A 17,042-nucleotide genomic window follows, 5' to 3' on the forward strand; every position below is an offset into this window, starting at 1 on the left:
CTTCTCAAGCCGATTGTCTGCGCCAAGTGCCGGGTGATGTGCCGAATTGGCGTTTGAATGCGCGACTGAACGCGGCTTCGGATTCGTAGCCCACCGCAAAGCCAATTTGCGCCACATTGCCACGGCCTTCGCGCAGGAGTTGAGCCGCCACGTGCATACGCCATAGCGTCAGGTATTGCATCGGTGGCTGTCCGACCACTGCCGTGAATCGCTCTGCGAATACCGAACGTGACATGCCCACTTCCAGAGCCAGGGCCTCTGCAGTCCAACTCTCGGTCGGACGAGCATGGAGCAGCGCCAGTGCGCGCCCGATATGCGGATCTCGCAACGCTGCCAGCCACCCGCGGCGTTCAGCGGGGAGGCTGGCGACATACTGGCCGACGGCTTCGACAAACAGCAGTTCGGATAGCTTGGCGATGACCGTTGTCGAGCCGACGCGTCCCGCCGCAATCTCACTGACGGCGAAACGGAACGAGCTCTCAATCCAGGCCCCGGAAGCCGTCGCGCGTACGTCCAGCTTCAATACCGACGGCAGTGACGAAAGCAATGGACTGAAGGGTGTTTCAGAAGCGAGGAATCCGCACAGTAGCTGTGTTGCCTCGCCGCCGCCGCCGTACTTGATTCGTGAGATATCGCCGACTTCCGGCGGCTGGATGACTTCGCTCGCCGGCATGGGCGCAATGTCCAGGTCGCTGCCGAAGGAGTGGGCGTCATTGCGGGGAAGCAGAACGAGTTCACCTGCCTGCACCTCGATGATGGCCCCCTCTCCGATTCGCAATTGCATGCGCCCCGCTGCGACGAAATGCGATGCGATGACATGGCGGGGCACCGCCAGGAACGGTTTGCAATCGTCCGCGGAGATGCGTCCGCTGATGCACCAGGGCGCAGTGAATTCCGCCTCGAGGAAGACCCCTCCAGACAGACGAATCACTCGCAAGACATCAGAAAGCGCATCCAACAATTGCCAGCCCCCCTTTCCGGAGTCTGGAGCAGGTAATCAGGCGCACCGGTCATTCAGCGCCTGAACCGCGAAGCCTAGATTAGCACCAGCGCGGACCCAGCGATCGCGGCTATCCCCAGCGGCTTCACCAGTGGTCATCGGTTCCGACGTCACCCGTAGCAGCCCCACTCCATCTCAATTCGGGAAGCAGGAGATCGACATGAACACCATCGCGACCATGCCACGCTCAGGTTCGGGCAACGCCGCCCGTTATGCTCAGATCGTCAGGTCATCGAAGAAAGCGGAATGGCAGATTGATCGCGATTTGCTGCAGGGCCGGAGTTTCGACTTCTCGCGCAAGTTCTTGCCCGACGGACTGTCGCAGATCGACCGCCTCACCTTTCTCGCCGCGGACGAGGCGCGCTTGCTCAGTCAGATTCAGGGCCGAACCTATGCGTATGTCTTTGGCCTGGTCGAGCGCTTCATCAGTGCCAAAATGCTTGATCAAGGTCGCGCCCATGTATTTGACGATCAATTCGCCCTTGAAGCGCTGGTGCGCTTTTCCAACGACGAGATCAAGCACCAGGAGCTGTTCCGGCGCATGGATACGATGATTGGTTCGCAATTGCCTGCGGGATATCGCCAAGTTGCCGATCCAAACGATGTAGCGCGCGCGGTACTGGCGGCCAGCACCTGGTCGGTGCTGGCGCTGACTTGTCATATAGAGCTGTTTGTTCAAGCGCACTACGTGCAAAGCATCGCCCCGCACGAGGAGTTGTGCCCGCTGTTCAAGGATGTTTTCAAGTTTCACTGGAAGGATGAAAGCCGGCACGTCGTACTCGATGAGCTGGAGTGGAAGGCAGAGCACGCGAAACTCTCGCCCGACGAGCACGACCAGGCAGTCAACGATCTGATCGCGCTGGTGGCGGCCGTCGACGGAATCCTGCAGGCACAATCGGCATCCGATGCCGACTACTTTCTTCGAAACGTCTCACGATCGCTCAGTGTCGACGAGTCAGCGCAAATCAAAGCCTCCGTGCTGAGCGCCTACCGCTGGCAATACATTGTCTCGGGCGTGCAGCATCCACACTTTGGCCGGCTGCTTGCGTCCATGACAACGCCAGCACAGTTGTCCAGGATTCAGGCCGCACTGGCACCCATCATGGGCAACTGATCGACAGCGCGCGGCCGATCACGCGTCGGCCGCGCGGCTGTGGGATGAAGGGCTGAGCTGATTTATCGAGTACGGCGACCATGACGGTACTGATGGGGATGTTGCTTGGCTTGGCTGCAAGCGGTCATTCGTTCAATGCGGGTTCTGCCCGGCATCGATCTCGAGCGTCAGGCAACTCCCGCTCCCGGAAGGCTTGAGTCCTATCAATTTGAAGGGCTCCCTTTGGGCGTAAGTGCCTCCCAAGGAGTCGGGGCTATTCGCTCTTTCCACAGACATCGAGAATGAGGCTTCGAAGCCATCGATGAGCCGGATCAGCGCTGAATCGCGGATGCCAAAGCAGTGAAACGGTGAACTCCGGAGTCCGAAAAGGAAGCGCAAAGCTATACATCCCCTCGCGCAAACTCGCGGTATGGCGCTCGGGAACGCTGGCGATCATGTCCGATCCCCGGGCCAGCCCCAGCGCGGTCGAGAAGCCACCGACGATCGTGGCTATTTTTCGCTCCAATCCAAGTGGCAGCAGCGCGTCATCTATGGGGCCTTTTTCTATCCCTTCACGCGACACGGAGATATGCGTGCCCGCAGCATACTTTTCCGGCGTGATTTGGCCGCGACTTAATGGATGCCCGGATCGTACGACGCCGACGTAATTATCCCTGAACAAAGACTGACCCCTCAGTTCTGGCGCCGAGGTCAGATCTATAACTCCGGTTTCGAGATCGACGACTCCATCGCGCAATGGCTTGCTGTCTTTGTCTGGCTTCTGCATGAAGAACAGCCGTACTCCAGGGGCCTGCTCCCCAATACGGGCTATAAGCGCGGGGCCAAAACTCTCGGCAAATCCCTCGCTGGTCCTGATCGCGAACGTCCTGTCGAGTTTTGACAGATCCAGAAACTCGGCTGGGCGCAAAACCTCCTGCGCGTCCCGAACCAGCTGACCAACGCGATCACGAAGTTCGATAGCCCTGGGAGTAGGAACGAGCCCCCGCCCCGCCCTGACCAAAAGCGGATCTCCCGTGGTTTCTCTGAGCCGAGCAAGCGCCCGGCTCATCGCCGAGGGACTGAGCCGCAAGCGCTTGGCCGCACGCGTAACACTTCCTTCGGCGAGCACCGCGTCGAGGGTAATGAGCAGATTCAGGTCCAGATTCGACATGACCTGATGCTAGCTCATCTCGTTGTCATATGGCGTCAGACGCAAGAATAAAGTGCGAACGGTGCGTCTTCCGCCATGTCGGCGCGCTACATACAGTTCTCTGCATCGGCACATTCGTACCGAAGTGGATGAGGAGATGATGTATGAACTCGTTGGACAGATTTGTTGAGCGTGTCCAATCAATCTGGGGGCCGCTCAGTTCTGAAGTGGTCGCAGGCTGCCAGCAGCAGTTGGATGCACTGCTGAAGACTCCTGTCACCGAGCCTTGGCTGGCCGACCTGCACCAGCAAGCATCGGCCCAGCAAGAGATGTACCGAGACCCGGTAAACGGATTTGTCCTGCTGGCGCATACCGAGCCTGAAGGGCTCTACCGACCACCTCATGATCACGGTCGGGGATGGGTCATTTACGCCGTGCAGCACGGTGAAATAGAAATGGGCACCTATGCCAGGGTTCAGGACCCGGATGGCAAGGTGAAACTCGTCAAGCGCGGGTCCTCAAGGGTTCGCGCCGGTCAGACGCAGGTCTACCTGCCGGGCGATATTCACGACACCCACTGCATTTCCGGGCCTGCTTTGCTCTTCCGCTTCACCGAGCGGGATTTGAAGAAGGAGGACAAAGAGGCCCGCAAGCTCACGCGATATGTGAAGCAGGACGGTGATTGGGTTCCCGCGAGCCAGTGCGCTCCGGAATGGTTGAAGTCATGAAGCCCCGCGCTGCCCCCAACGCCGTCCGCCTCGGCGTACAGCCTGAACGGGCGGCGTCTTCGGGGCTTGTCGTTGATGCGCCATCGGTTCGGACAAAACTGAGGCGCCTGACCGCCGTCAGCTCAGTGTTGGCCGCCATGGTGCTGGTGGTGCTCAACACGGCGATAGCCAACATGGCACTGCCAACGATCGCTCAGTCGCTGCAAGTGTCGCCTGCGCTGTCCATCTGGATAATCACGGCCAACCAGGCGGCGCTCCTGATGGCTTTGCTGCCTTGTGCGGCGCTGGGTGAAAGCCTTGGCTACCGTCGGGTATTCAGTTGGGGGGTGGCGCTCTTCTTGGTCGCCACTGCGATGTGCGCAATGGCCCCGACGCTGCCGTGGCTCATCGCCGCGCGATTGCTTCAGGGGCTGGGAGGCGCGGCAGTCATGGCGCTCGGAATCGCACTGCTTCGCCAAGTGGTGCCTAGCCAACAACTGGGCGCCGCGATCGGCTGGAATGCACTTGCGGTTGCACTGTCATCGGCAGCCGGACCCGCAATGGGGGCAGCGATTCTCGACGTGGCAGACTGGCCATGGCTCTTTGCTGTGCTGTTCCCCTTCGGCCTCTGGGCGATGCTGGCCGCCCTTGCGTTACCTGCTGTGGCCGGCACCGCGCGCAAAGTGGATCTGTCGAGCATTGCATTGAATGCAGGGACCTTTGCGCCGCTGGTCATCGCCGCTGGAATCATCACTGAGCACCCATTGCTGGCTGCAGCGCTGCTGGCCATCTCTGCCATTCAACTGACGCTGCTGGTCAAGCGGGAAAAGCAAAGGAAAGCGCCGCTGATTCCGCTTGACCTGCTCAGGTCCTACTCATTCCGCATTTCAGTTATTGCTTCGGTGCTCTGCTTTGCTGGGCAGACCGCAGGCTTGGTGGCGCTGCCTTTCTACCTCCAGCACAGCCTTGGCCAAGACGTGCTGGTGACAGGCCTCTACATGATTCCCTGGCCTTTAACCGTCGCGTTAGCAGCTCCGCTAGCTGGTCGTCTTTCAAACCGATGGTCTACTGCCCGGTTTTGTTTCGTAGGTGGCATTTGTCTTTCGATAGGGCTGGGCGGGGCCGCGCTTTGGCCTTTGCAGGAAAACCTCATGATGCTGGTGCCGCTCACCATGCTCTGCGGTTTCGGCTTCGGCCTTTTCAACGTCGCCAATAATCGCAATATGTTCCTCGCTGCGCCTGTAAGCCGGAGTGGCGCTGCAGGGGGTATGCAGGGCACCGCTCGCTTGCTCGGGCAAACTGCTGGCGCGGTCACCATGACGCTGCTCTTCAATCTGTTCCCCGCCGACTCTGTGCCTCAGATCGCCCTGGGTGCTGGAGCTCTTTTGAACTTGTTCGCTGCTCTGATGAGTAGGTTGCAAGGCACGCGGACCTAAGGCGCCAAATCGTAAGCCCGATAAGGTCATCCATTATCGATTCGCCCTCAACGCAAGATGACTCTTACACATACCTAATAAGAAAGAGCACGACAGAATGCAGCTGAAAGATTTCGCCAAGGACAAGTCCCCTATCGAAATGCTCTACCACTGGGAGGAGCAAAGCCCCGATGCCATCTATCTCCGTCAACCTGTAATGGGAAAGTGGCGTGAGTACAGTTGGGCCGAGACTGGTGATCATGTTCGGCGCATGGCGAATGCACTGAAAACGCTGGGACTGGAGCGCGGCGACAAGATCGCGATCCTGTCGAAGAACTGTGCTGAATGGGTGATAACCGACCTCGCGCTGCAGTTTGCCGGTCTGATAAGCGTGCCGTTGTATGTCGATCAATCGGCTGAATCGCTTGGCTATGTGTTGCAGCACTCGGAGGCGAAGGCGATCTTCGTCGGCAAGTTGGATGAACCCGTCTGGAAACGCCTGAAATCCAGCATCCCCCAATCGGTTTTGAAGATTGGTTTCTCTTTCCACGGCGCCGACTGCGACTTCCAGCGCGGCGGCGAGGTGGACTACCTGCTACCGGACTTGATAACCAATCATGAACCGCTGCCGGGTCGACCGGTGCCGCACGACGACGACATCTGGACCATCATCTACACCTCCGGCACAACAGGCCTCCCAAAGGGCGCGGTGCACTGTTACCGCGCACCACGGCATGTAGGCCACCATGCCCTCGCGGTATTTGGTTTCTCGGCCCGCGACCGAACCCTTTCCTTTCTGCCACTTGCGCATGTCGCAGAGCGTCTACTTGTGGCTAGCAACAGCCTGTATGCGGGTATGCAGATCAACTTCACCCAGTCCTTGAAGACATTTCAAGCCGACCTCTGCGCCGTGCGCCCGACCTTCTTCTTCTCAGTGCCTCGTTTATGGAAAAAATTCCAGGACAATATCCTTGAGCGCATGCCGCAATCCCGCCTGGACAAGATGCTGGCTGTACCGATACTCCGCACACTGGTCGCACGCCAGGTGCGCAAGGCGCTTGGGCTTGATTGTGCGCGGATCATCGTTTCCGGCGCCGCCTCGCTGTCACCCGCACTGCAGCAGTGGTATGGCCGTATTGGCCTTCATATCGCGGAGGGCTATGGCATGACTGAGAACTTTGCCTATGGCTTCATCGGACGCCCGGGAGAACATCGTCCCGGCACCGTCGGTAGGGCCATGCCGGAAAGTGGTGCCAAGCTTAGCGAAGAAGGCGAGATATTGTTCAAGTGCCCCACGTTGATGCAGTGCTATTACAAGGAACCAGAAAAGAGTCGTGAAGCCCTCGATGACGAGGGCTATTACCGCACCGGCGACCTCGGTCAACTCGATGAAGACGGCTACCTGCGAATCACTGGACGGATCAAGGAACTGTTCAAGACAGAGAAAGGCGAATATGTCGCCCCCGCGCCAATTGAGGCCAAACTTGCCTCCTTCAAGGGGTTTGAGCAGATATGTCTGATTGGTTCCGGGCTCAGCCAGCCGGTAGCAATAGTTACGCTGTCACAGCCTTTTCTACGCGCCAAGCGTTGCGAACTGAGCAGTGAAATAGGTGCCTTCGTTGAGCAGATCAACCTGCAGTTGCTCAACCACGAAAAAATCTCCGGGGTAGTAGTTTCGATTCGCGACTGGTCTCCAGATTCAGGGCTGGTAACACCGACACTCAAAGTCAAACGCAACATTATCGAAGCTCAGTACGCTGAATTGGCACAGCGATTTGCCGACTCGCACGAGCGTGTTCTTTGGGAAAGCATCTGAGGCACTTAAAAAAAGAGAAATGAAAGGCGGACACCCATTAGCCGGCCTCATATGAAAATCCAAAGCCCCACGTCGAGGTCGCCAGGCTAACCTCGGCGCCGGCGATAAGCGCCGCGAACGGTTATATGCCCTGCGACCGGTGCGGCATTTCGTGGCTTGACCCTAATCGCGCATCTCCATACCCTCGCGTCGCCCTTGTGAAAACGACAGGGGACGGGTTTGGCGACCCGACACTATTGCGCGACTGCGCCTGAACTCTGTTCCGTATTTTTTGCGGGGCAGAGTTTTTCTATGGCGGGCCGCGCAGGGAGACCTTCGGGTCTGCCGGTTAATAGTGCCGGTTCGCCAACCTTGCGCGGCTTGCCACCCTTCCGTCCTGCGACGAAGGCGTGGCCTCTGGATCAATGCTCAGAGGTTCACCATGGAAGAAGTCTTCGAACCCACCGTATTCCTGCGCTACAACCGCTCCCTGCGCGGCATCCTGATAGACAACCAACCCTGGCTGGTCGCCCGCGACCTGGGCTGCCTGATCCACCAACGCGTCGACCACTACGTCACCCACCGCCTCGACGACGACCTCCGCCGCCAGGTCCGCCTCCTCACCAGCACTGGCGAAGAAACGGTCTGGGTGATCAACGACTACGGCACCTTCCACGTCCTCCAACGCCACCGCTGCCCCGAGTTCCGCGAACTGCGCCAATGGCTCACCGGCGAAGTCCTCCCGGCGCTGCGCGATCAAGCGCTGATGGCGGCCGATAGCCCTCGCCGATTGCTAGCCAAGGGGGAGGGCAAGCCGGTAACGCTGCTGGATTGGCAAGGGCAACTGTGGATAGCGCTGACGCAGATGCCGCAGTTGATGCGGGAGGAGCGGCGTAGTGCTCGGGGGTGGTGGCGGGGGTAGGGCGCTTAACCGCGTGGCGGTTATGCGCCGTTTTGGTTTTTGGGCTAATTGCTTAGGGGCTGTTATCGACCGCCCGTATTCAGCGAGACATCAGCGACTGGTGTGCCGCGCAGCCCGTGCGTGCGCCGTCCCCCACGGCGATTGCGACATTGCCTGCGCCTATCGCTGCATCCCCGCAGGCAAAAACTCCGGACACGTTGGTTTCGCGCATCGCATCGACCTTGATGAATTCGCCCGTCGGCCCTGCTTCAAACTCACAACCCAGTTGCGCAGCCAATGGGCTGCCCATACGGGTCCGAGGCTGGGTGAACAATCCGGCAAGTTTGATCACTCGACCGCTGGCGAGGGTCACATCGGCTTGTTCTCCGCCGACCGACAAGACTGGCTCTGCCACTACCGTAACCCCGCGCCTGGTCAGATTGGCCAACTGATCGGCATCCGGCTCGAATACCTCGTTGAGGAATAATGTGGTTGGCCCCCAGTCCGGTAGCATCAGTGCATGGTGAATCGCCAGTGGCGATGCCGCCAATACACCAATTTGTCCGCCGTGAAGTTCATATCCGTGGCAATACGGACAATGAAACACTCGCTGCCCCCATCGTTCTGACAGCCCGGGAACCTCAGGCAGCTCATCCACCACCCCTGTGGCAAGGATCAAACGCCGCGTCGCGAATTGTTGCCCGTTCTCGATGGTTACCACAAAGCCACCGTCGCCCGTTTTCGCCTGGACGGCGGGTTGAGAAAGCCACTCCACCGTTGGGTAAGCCAGTAACTGGGCTCGTGCCTCACTGGCTATCGCACCGGGATCGCGGCCGTCCTGACCAAGAAATCCATATGAGTGGTTAGCAAACCGATTGCGGCGCTGACCTGCGTCGAGCACCAGTATTTTTCGGCGCGCCCGTGCCAGTTGCAAGCCTGCGGAAATTCCGGAATAGCTACCGCCGACGATGATCACATCATGAACCATGGATCAATTCCTCTGGATGTTTGACCGGTCGAAAGAAATCTAGATACAACGTAAGTTACATGACATTGGGGTGTCAACAGTCTCGTAACTTTTGGTGTATCGAGCGATACTCCCCGACAGTAATTCAGGAAACCGTCCTACATGAGAAATGACACGCGTCTGTCCCGCATGCTGCACGTATTGATCCATATGGCTCGCCATGATCAGCCCGCCACGTCCGATACCATCGCGCAGATGCTCGGTACCAACCCGGTGGTGGTCCGGCGGACCATGGCGCTGCTCAAGGACAAGGGTTATGTGCGCTCAGAAAAGGGGCACCGGGGAGGGTGGACGCTGGCGAAACCGCTGGCGGATATGACCCTGCTGGATATTCATCAGGCCTTGGGCTCGTCTTCGCTCTTCGCCATCGGTTTGTCGACCGACCATCCACAATGCCTGGTCGAACAAGCGGTGAACGCAGCGCTGACAGACGCGTTTGACGCGGCACAGGCGTTGCTTCTAAACCGCTTGGGAAGCATCACACTTGAACAGTTAGCCAGTGATTTCGAGCGGCGCTATCAGGGTCTTTGAACCAGTGTGATCTGCAAACCTGCGTTTCGATGGGACTGGCCGAAAGGCATGCGAATGTCTGCTCTTGGCCGGCTCCTAACGGTTGGCGCCGGCAATGACCAGCCAGACATGACGTTCGTAGAACGACTGAGCTCTTATCCTTTATCTTTCCAGGCCATGAACATGGCTGCCTCGAACAAGGAACTTGCCTTCATGGCCTCCTCAGACAAACAGAAGAAGCGCGCCCAGCGGGCGAAAGCCAAAGCCAAGCAAAACCGCATGGGCAAGTCGAAAGCCCATGTCGTCCATCCGCTCCTGGCCAACCCGCTGATCAACGATCCGTTCGCCGATTTCGCGCTTGACTTGAGCACCTTCGACTACAAGGACATCGAGGAGAACGGCTTCGACCCGGCGGATTTCGGCGATCTGTTCCAGGCCATGTACCTCAGCGAGGACATAAGTCTGCTCGCCCTTTGCCTGGTGTTCCTGCAGTACCCGGTGTTGCAGCTGGTGGTGGCCGAGGAATCGGACGAGGCCGCGGCCGACTTCATCATGAGCCTGCTGATTACCTATCGCGCGATCTTCTACGAAGAAGACGAGGACATGGCCATGATCTGGCTGGAAAGCGACGACTTCCAGATGGCCTATAACCAAGCCTCGCTGATCTTGCAGAAGAGGGACTCCCGCACCTGAGGTGCTGCGGTACTGGTCGGCAATTAGCTCAACAGCTTCGCGCCGCTGGTTGCATTGACGGCGGCGTCCGGCTCGGCGAGCTGTGCTCGGTGCTACCCGGCAACGGGCCGACCCGCCCCTCGTAACGCCTCGCTCCCCGCCGCCCTGGCGCTAGTCCCATTGGACGATGTTGCGCCCAGCCCGCGCTGTTTGAATCCCCATCACCAGCCAACCCCTCGCGGCTTGGCGACGATGATGAGGAGTTTCCCCGATGGATATCCGTGGACTGGGCTACGTGACCGTCCTGGCCAGCGACCTGGAACGCTGGCGTGCCTATGCCAGCGAAGTGCTGGGGCTGATGGTGGATGCGGCGGCTCCCGAGGGCGCGCTGTACCTGAAGATGGACGAGCGCCACTTCCGCCTGCTGGTTTTGCGCGATGCGCGCGACGGCTATGGCGCCAGTGGTTGGGAAGTGGCCGGCCAGGCTGCCTTCGAGCAGGCCATCGCCGAGCTGCGGCAGGCCGATGTCGAGGTGGTTCGCGGCGGCGCCGCCGACTGCGCGCTGCGCAAGGTCCAGGAAGTCGCCTTCTTCCATGACCCGGACGGCAACCGCCATGAGCTGTTCTGGGGCCCCTGCCAGGACTTCCGCCCCTTCGTTTCCCCGGCCGGCGTCAGCGGTTTCGTCACCGGTGCCATGGGCATGGGCCACGTCGTTCTGCCGGCGCCGAGCTTCGAGCGCTGCCGTGCCTTCTATGAAGAGGTGCTGGGCTTCGGCCTCTCCGACCTGATGAAGGTGCGCTTCACGCCCGACCCGCAAGAGCCGGAAAAGCGCATCCACTTCATGCATTGCGGCAACGCCCGCCACCACTCGCTGGCGATCTTCGAGTGCCCGATCCCCAGCGGTTGCGTGCACCTGATGCTGGAGACCGCCGCCCTCGACGACGTCGGCCGCGCGCTGGACCGCATGCACGCCCACGGCGTGAAGCTCTCGGCGACCCTCGGCAAGCACACCAACGACCACATGGTTTCGTTCTACATGCAGAGCCCCGGCGGCTTCGACATCGAGTACGGGCATGGCGGGCTGGAGGTGGACTGGGAGCGCCATTGCCCCTTCGAGAGCACCGTCGTCAGCCATTGGGGCCACGACTTCAGCGTCGGCCGGCAGTGAGGAACGCACCATGAACAAATGCATGACTGCGGCCGACGTGGTCGCCCAGCTGCGCGACGGCATGACCCTCGGCATCGGCGGCTGGGGCCCGCGCCGCAAGCCGATGGCGCTGATCCGCGAGATCCTCCGCTCCGACCTCAAGGACCTCACCCTGGTCGCCTATGGCGGCGCCGACGTCGGCATGCTCTGCGCCGCCGGAAAGGTGAAGAAGCTGGTGTTCGCCTTCGTCTCGCTGGATTTCATTCCGCTCGAACCCTACTTCCGCAAGGCGCGCCAGGCCGGCGAGCTGGAGGTCATGGAGATCGACGAGGGCATGATGCTGCTCGGCCTGCGCGCCGCCGCCATGAACGTGCCCTTCATCCCGACCGCCGTGGGCCTGGGCACCGACGTGCTGACCCACAGCCCGGACATCAAGCTGGTCGCCTCGCCCTACGCAGATGGCCGCGACTGGGTCGCCATGCCGGCGCTGAAGCTGGACGCCGCGCTGATCCACGTCGACCGCGCCGATGCCCGTGGCGTCTGCCAGATCGAGGGGCCGGACCACTACATGGACGACCTCTTCGTGCGCGCCGCCGAGCAGACCTTCGTCAGCTGCGACGAGCTGGTCGATTCCGCGCACTTCCACGCCAACCCGCAGGCCGCGCGCCAGGTGTTCTGGGAGCGCAACCTCACCAGCGGCGTGGTGCACATCCCCGGCGGGGCGCACCCGAGTTCCTGCGCGCCGCTGTACGGCTTCGACGTGCCGCACTTCCAGCGCTACAACGCCTCGGCCTCGGAAGAGGGCGGCTGGCAGCGCTACTACGACGAATTCATTCGCGACGGCGAAGCCGCCTACCTGGACAAGGTCGGCGGGCTCGACGCCCTGCGCAAACTGCCCCTGCCGGTGTTCTGACGAGGCCAAGCCATGACCGATACAACCTACAGCCTCGCCGAACTGCTGATCTGCGCCGCCAGCGAATGCTGGCGCGACGACGGCGAAGTGCTCGCCACCGGCATCGGCGTGATCCCGCGCCTGGCCGCTTCCCTGGCCATGCTCAGCAGTAACCGCGAGCTGCTGATGACCGACTCCGAGGCCTTCATGGTCGCCGAGCCGGTGCCGCTGGGCGCGCGCAACGGCTACGAGCCGAAGTGCGACAGCTGGATGGGCTTCTCGCGCATCTTCGACAACGTCTGGGGCGGGCGCCGCCACGCGCTGGTCGGTCCGACCCAGATCGACCGCTTCGGCCAGGCGAACATCTCCTGCGTCGGCGACTACGCCAAGCCCAAGGCGCAGATGCTCGGCGTGCGCGGCTTCCCCGGCAACTCCATCAGCCATGCCAACTCCTTCTTCGTGCCGGCGCACAACCGCCGCGTGTTCGTCGAAGGCGAGGTGGATATGGTCGCCTCGGTCGGCTACAACCCGGCGCGCCTGGCCCGTGGCTGGTCGCTGGACGACATCGACATCCGCCTGGTGGTCACCGACCTCTGCGTGCTCGACTTCCAGGGCCCGCAACGGCAGATGCGCGTGCGCTCGCTGCACCCCGGCGTGGAGCTGGCACAGGTGCTGGACAACACCGGTTTCGACCTGGCGCTGCCGGCCGACATTCCGACCACCGCCGCGCCGAGCGCCGAGCAGCTGGCGCTGATCGCCCGCCTCGACCCGCACAACCTGCGTGCCCGCCAGCTCAAGGACAACCCGCCGGGCGACCGCCGCACCGCAGGGGCGCGGCCATGAGCGAAGAGGTCGTCCTCTACGAGGTGCTGGGCCCAGTGGCCCTGGTCACCATGAATCGCCCCGAGTTCCACAACGCGCAGAACTCGCAGATGACCTACGCGCTGGACGCGGCCTTCCGCCGCGCCTGCGACGACGACGCGATCAAGGTCATCGTCCTGCGCGGCGCCGGCAAGCACTTCTCCGCCGGCCACGACATCGGCACGCCGGGCCGCGACGTGGACAAGAGCTTCGACCGCGCGAGCCTCTGGTACGACCACGTGAACAAGCCCGGCGGCGAGTTCCTCTATGCCCGCGAGCAGGAGGTCTACCTGGGCATGTGCCGGCGCTGGCGCGAGATGCCCAAGCCGACCGTGGCTATGGTCCAGGGCGCCTGCATCGCCGGTGGACTGATGCTGGCCTGGGTCTGCGACCTGATCGTCGCCAGCGACGATGCGTACTTCCGCGACCCGGTGGTGCGCATGGGCATCCCCGGCGTCGAGTACTTCGCCCACGCCCACGAACTCAACCCGCGCATCGCCAAGGAATTCCTCTTCCTCGGCGAGCGCATGCCGGCCGAGCGCGCCTGGCAAATGGGCATGGTCAACAAGGTGGTGCCGCGCGACGTGCTGCTCGACGTGACCCTCGACATGGCCCGGCGAATCGCCGAGATGCCGCGCCTGGGCCTGCAGCTGACCAAGCAGGCGTTGAACAACGCCGAGGACCTGATGGGCAAGCGCGCCACCATGGACATGGTGTTCGGCCTGCACCACTTCGCCCACGCCCACAACGAGCTGGTCAGCGGCGACCGCCTGGGCGGCTACGACGCCCGCAGCATGGCCAGCTCGCAGCGCGAAGCGGCGAAGGAGGGCCAATGAGCCTGGACCTGAGCACCCGCGTCACCGAGCTGCTCGGTTGCCGTTACCCGATCATCCAGACCGCCATGGGCTGGGTCGCCGACCCGCGCCTGGTGGCGGCCACCTGCAATGCCGGCGGCTTCGGCTTTCTCGCCGGGGCGACCATCGAGCCGCACCTGATGGAAGCGGCGATTCTCAAGACCAAGGCGCTGACCGACCGGCCGTTCGGGGTCAACTTCCACATGTACCAGCCCAACGCCGGCGAGATCGTCGAGTTGGTGCTGCGCCACGGCGTGAAGGCGGTGAGCTACAGCCGTTCGCCGGGCAAGCAGATGGTCGCCCGGCTGAAAGACGCCGGGGTGATCTGCATGCCCACCGTCGGTGCCTTGAAGCACGCGCAGAAGGCCGTGGAGATGGGCGCCGATATCGTCACGGTGCAAGGCGGGGAGGGCGGCGGCCATACCGGCTCGGTGCCGACCGCGCTGCTGCTGGCTCAGGTTCGCGAAGTGGTGAATGTGCCGGTCGTGGCGGCTGGCGGTTTCCACGACGGCGCCGGCCTGGTTGCCGCGCTGGCGCTGGGCGCCGAAGGCGTGGCCATGGGCACGCGCTTCCTGATGAGCCGCGAAAGCCCGGTGCCGGACGCCACGCTGAATCGCTACCTCGGTGTGAAGGACCCGGCGAAGGTGATCGTCAGCCGCGCCCTCGACGGCCTGCCGCAACGCATGATCCGCAACGAACTGCTCGACCAACTCGAAGCCGCCGGCCCGTTGCGCCGCCTGCGCTTGGCCGTGGGCTGCGCGCTGGCTTACCGACGCCTTTCCGGCATCGGCTTCGGGCAGATGCTCCAGGCCCTGCGCCATCGCGGCGAGCTGACGCTGGCCCAGGCGCTGCTGGCGGCCAACGCGCCCATGGTGATCCAGAAGGCCATGGTCGATGGCGAACCCGAGGCCGGCGTGCTGCCGGCCGGGCAGGTCGCCGCGCTGCTCGATGCCCGGCCGTCCTGCGCCGAACTCATCCAGACCATGGTCGCCCAGGCCGAGACGCGGCTCGCCGCACTGGCCTTGCGCGTCGCCGTGCAAACCCCTTCCGACAACGCCCAGGAGAGCCGCAATGCAGCCGTTTCGGGTTGAGATCAACGAGCACATCGCCGAGCTGGTGTTCGACCGCCCGCCGGTGAACGCCTTCGACTGCGCCGGCTGGGCGGCCATCGCCGCCGAGCTGGAAAGCCTGGGCCGCGATCCGCAGGTGCGGGTCATCGTCATCCGCGCCGAGGGCCGCGGCTTCTGCGCCGGCGTCGACATCAAGGAACTGGCCGCCAACGGCAACCTGATCGTTGCGGTGAACAAGGGCAACTACGACAGCTTCAAGGCGGTGCATCGCAATCCCAAGCCGGTGATCGCCGCCGTGCACGGCTTCGTCCTCGGCGGCGGCATCGGCCTGTGCGGCGCGGCGGACATCGTCGTCGCCAGCGAGTGCGCGACCTTCGGCGTGCCCGAGGTGGACCGTGGCGCCATGGGCGGCGGCGCCCATCTGCAGCGCCTGTTCCCGGTGCAGAAGGTGCGCCACATGTACTTCACCGGCGAGCCCATCGACGCCTACGAGGCCTTCCGCCTGGGCGCCGTGGAGCGCGTGGTGCCGCGCGCCAAGCTGCGCGACGCGGCCCTCGACATCGCCCGCAAGATCGCCGCCAAGAGCCCGGCCATGATCGCCCTGGCCAAGGAGGCGCTGACCGGCATCGAGGACGGCAACCTCGAAGACAAATACCGCTGGGAGCAGGGCTTCACCCTCGAAGCCTACCGCTCGCTCGATTCGCAGGAAGCGCGCGATTCCTTCGTGGAAAAACGCGACGCGCAATTCAACTGACCGCAGGCAACCGCCCATGGACCTGAACTACAACGACGAACAACGCGCCTTCCGCGAGGAAGTCCGCGCCTGGCTGGCGGCCAATGTGCCCAAGACTCCCTTGCCCTCCTTCGACACCGAGGAGGGCTTCCGCCTGCACCGTGACTGGGAAGCGCGCCTGCACGAAGGCCACTGGGGCATGGTGACCTGGCCCGAGGCCTACGGCGGTCGCGGCTGCGACCTGATCCAGTGGCTGATCTTCGAGGAGGAGTACTACCGCGCGGGGGCCCCGGCGCGGGTCAACCAGAACGGCATTTTCCTCCTCGGCCCGACCCTCATGGAGTTCGGCACCGAGGAGCAGAAGGCCCGCTTCCTGCCGTCCATGGCGCGCGGCGAAGAGGTGTGGGCGCAAGGCTGGTCCGAACCGGGCGCCGGTTCCGACATGGCGGCGATCCGCTCGCGCGCCGAGCGCGTCGGCGACCACTACGTGATCAACGGCCAGAAGACCTGGTCGACCCGCGCCGTGTGGGCCGACTGGCTGTTCGGCATGTTCCGCACCGACCCCCAGTCCAGCCGCCACCACGGCCTGACCTTCATCCTGGTGCCGCTCGACGCGCCGGGCATCACCATCCGCCCGATCGCCCAGCTCGACGGCCTGCCGGGCTTCGCCGAGATCTTCTTCGACGACGTGAAGGTGCCGGTGGAGAACGTCCTCGGCGGCGAGGGCCAGGGCTGGCACGTGGCGATGTCCACCGCCGGCTTCGAGCGCGGGCTGATGCTGCGCTCGCCGGCGCGCTTCCAGGAAACCGCGCGGCGCCTGCTGCAGCTGTACCTGGAGAACCGCGAGGCGGCGGACCGCGACCCGGCCATCGGCGAGGCGGTGATGCGCGCCTGGCTCGACGCCGAGGCCTACACCCTGAGCACCTACATGACTGCCTCGCGCCTGCAGCAGGGCGGGCGCATCGGCCCGGAATCCTCGACCAACAAGATCTTCTGGTCTGAGCTGGACCAGCGCATGCACGACACCGCGCTGAGCATCCTCGGCGCCCGCGCCGAACTGCTGCCCGGCGCGCCGCTGGCCGGCGACGTGGGGCGCTGGCTGGACGGTTTCCTGTTCTCCCTGGCCGGGCCGATCTACGCCGGCACCAACGAAATCCAGCGCAACATCATCGCCGAACGCATGCTCGGCATGCCGCGCGCCTGAGGAGATTGGCC

At 62.8% G+C, this 17,042-nt stretch carries 17 protein-coding genes; 14 read left to right on the forward strand and 3 right to left on the reverse strand.

Annotated elements, in window-relative coordinates:
* Positions 1-4 precede the first annotated feature (4 nt).
* On the reverse strand, positions 5-961 hold the full coding sequence (locus ACA097_RS20285; RefSeq protein ID WP_371365575.1) for an AraC family transcriptional regulator: 957 nt from the start codon (positions 959-961) through the stop codon (positions 5-7).
* Between the two features lie 199 nt (positions 962-1,160).
* Here ACA097_RS20285 and ACA097_RS20290 point away from each other — a divergent pair, with 199 nt between their 5' ends.
* Entirely contained in the window at positions 1,161-2,114 is a 954-nt protein-coding gene (locus ACA097_RS20290; protein ID WP_371365577.1) for a diiron oxygenase, read from the forward strand.
* Positions 2,115-2,367: 253 nt separating this feature from the next.
* Here ACA097_RS20290 and ACA097_RS20295 read toward each other — a convergent pair whose 3' ends face one another.
* Positions 2,368-3,264, reverse strand: coding sequence for a LysR family transcriptional regulator (locus tag ACA097_RS20295; protein ID WP_043254215.1), 897 nt, complete (start codon positions 3,262-3,264; stop codon positions 2,368-2,370).
* Between the two features lie 143 nt (positions 3,265-3,407).
* Here ACA097_RS20295 and ACA097_RS20300 point away from each other — a divergent pair, with 143 nt between their 5' ends.
* The 4 genes from ACA097_RS20300 (at position 3,408) to ACA097_RS20315 (ending at position 8,082) form a co-directional block, all read left to right on the forward strand.
* Positions 3,408-3,971, forward strand: a complete 564-nt coding sequence (locus tag ACA097_RS20300; RefSeq protein ID WP_371365579.1) for a hypothetical protein — start codon at positions 3,408-3,410, stop codon at positions 3,969-3,971.
* The gene (locus tag ACA097_RS20305; RefSeq protein ID WP_371365581.1) at positions 3,968-5,386 is read left to right on the forward strand and encodes an MFS transporter; all 1,419 of its coding nucleotides are present in this window, start codon (positions 3,968-3,970) and stop codon (positions 5,384-5,386) included. The genes ACA097_RS20300 and ACA097_RS20305 overlap by 4 nt, the downstream gene beginning before the upstream one ends.
* A gap of 97 nt (positions 5,387-5,483) precedes the next feature.
* Positions 5,484-7,181 carry an AMP-binding protein gene (locus tag ACA097_RS20310; RefSeq protein WP_371365583.1) on the forward strand — a complete coding sequence of 566 codons (1,698 nt, stop codon included), beginning with the start codon at positions 5,484-5,486 and terminating at the stop codon, positions 7,179-7,181.
* A 421-nt stretch (positions 7,182-7,602) separates the two neighbouring features.
* Positions 7,603-8,082, forward strand: a complete 480-nt coding sequence (locus ACA097_RS20315; RefSeq protein WP_371365585.1) for a Bro-N domain-containing protein — start codon at positions 7,603-7,605, stop codon at positions 8,080-8,082.
* Positions 8,083-8,161: 79 nt separating this feature from the next.
* Here ACA097_RS20315 and ACA097_RS20320 read toward each other — a convergent pair whose 3' ends face one another.
* Positions 8,162-9,049, reverse strand: coding sequence for an NAD(P)/FAD-dependent oxidoreductase (locus ACA097_RS20320; RefSeq protein WP_090265898.1), 888 nt, complete (start codon positions 9,047-9,049; stop codon positions 8,162-8,164).
* A 141-nt stretch (positions 9,050-9,190) separates the two neighbouring features.
* Between ACA097_RS20320 and ACA097_RS20325 the strand changes: the two genes are divergently transcribed.
* The 9 genes from ACA097_RS20325 to ACA097_RS20365 all read left to right on the forward strand — a co-directional run bounded on the left by ACA097_RS20325 (position 9,191) and on the right by ACA097_RS20365 (position 17,031).
* On the forward strand, positions 9,191-9,619 hold the full coding sequence (locus tag ACA097_RS20325) for an Rrf2 family transcriptional regulator (RefSeq protein ID WP_043254360.1): 429 nt from the start codon (positions 9,191-9,193) through the stop codon (positions 9,617-9,619).
* A 192-nt stretch (positions 9,620-9,811) separates the two neighbouring features.
* Positions 9,812-10,291: a hypothetical protein gene (locus ACA097_RS20330; protein WP_160287998.1), complete on the forward strand. Its 480-nt coding sequence runs from the start codon at positions 9,812-9,814 to the stop codon at positions 10,289-10,291.
* A 250-nt stretch (positions 10,292-10,541) separates the two neighbouring features.
* On the forward strand, positions 10,542-11,438 hold the full coding sequence (locus ACA097_RS20335; protein WP_371365588.1) for a VOC family protein: 897 nt from the start codon (positions 10,542-10,544) through the stop codon (positions 11,436-11,438).
* Between the two features lie 10 nt (positions 11,439-11,448).
* On the forward strand, positions 11,449-12,330 hold the full coding sequence (locus tag ACA097_RS20340; RefSeq protein WP_371365590.1) for a CoA transferase subunit A: 882 nt from the start codon (positions 11,449-11,451) through the stop codon (positions 12,328-12,330).
* A 12-nt stretch (positions 12,331-12,342) separates the two neighbouring features.
* Entirely contained in the window at positions 12,343-13,152 is an 810-nt protein-coding gene (locus ACA097_RS20345) for a CoA-transferase subunit beta (RefSeq protein WP_371365592.1), read from the forward strand.
* Complete coding sequence (locus ACA097_RS20350) at positions 13,149-14,006, forward strand: enoyl-CoA hydratase (RefSeq protein ID WP_371365595.1); 858 nt, start codon at positions 13,149-13,151, stop codon at positions 14,004-14,006. Before ACA097_RS20345 ends, ACA097_RS20350 begins: the two co-directional genes overlap by 4 nt.
* Complete coding sequence (locus ACA097_RS20355) at positions 14,003-15,115, forward strand: NAD(P)H-dependent flavin oxidoreductase (RefSeq protein ID WP_371365597.1); 1,113 nt, start codon at positions 14,003-14,005, stop codon at positions 15,113-15,115. The genes ACA097_RS20350 and ACA097_RS20355 overlap by 4 nt, the downstream gene beginning before the upstream one ends.
* Positions 15,096-15,848 (forward strand): enoyl-CoA hydratase family protein, encoded by a 753-nt coding sequence (locus ACA097_RS20360; RefSeq protein WP_371365599.1) that lies wholly within the window; start codon positions 15,096-15,098, stop codon positions 15,846-15,848. The genes ACA097_RS20355 and ACA097_RS20360 overlap by 20 nt, the downstream gene beginning before the upstream one ends.
* Before the next feature lie 16 nt (positions 15,849-15,864).
* On the forward strand, positions 15,865-17,031 hold the full coding sequence (locus ACA097_RS20365) for an acyl-CoA dehydrogenase (protein WP_371365601.1): 1,167 nt from the start codon (positions 15,865-15,867) through the stop codon (positions 17,029-17,031).
* Positions 17,032-17,042: the final 11 nt, after the last annotated feature.

It is taken from the genome of Pseudomonas sp. QL9 (assembly GCF_041409665.1).
Taxonomy (GTDB): Bacteria; Pseudomonadota; Gammaproteobacteria; order Pseudomonadales; family Pseudomonadaceae; genus Pseudomonas; species Pseudomonas knackmussii.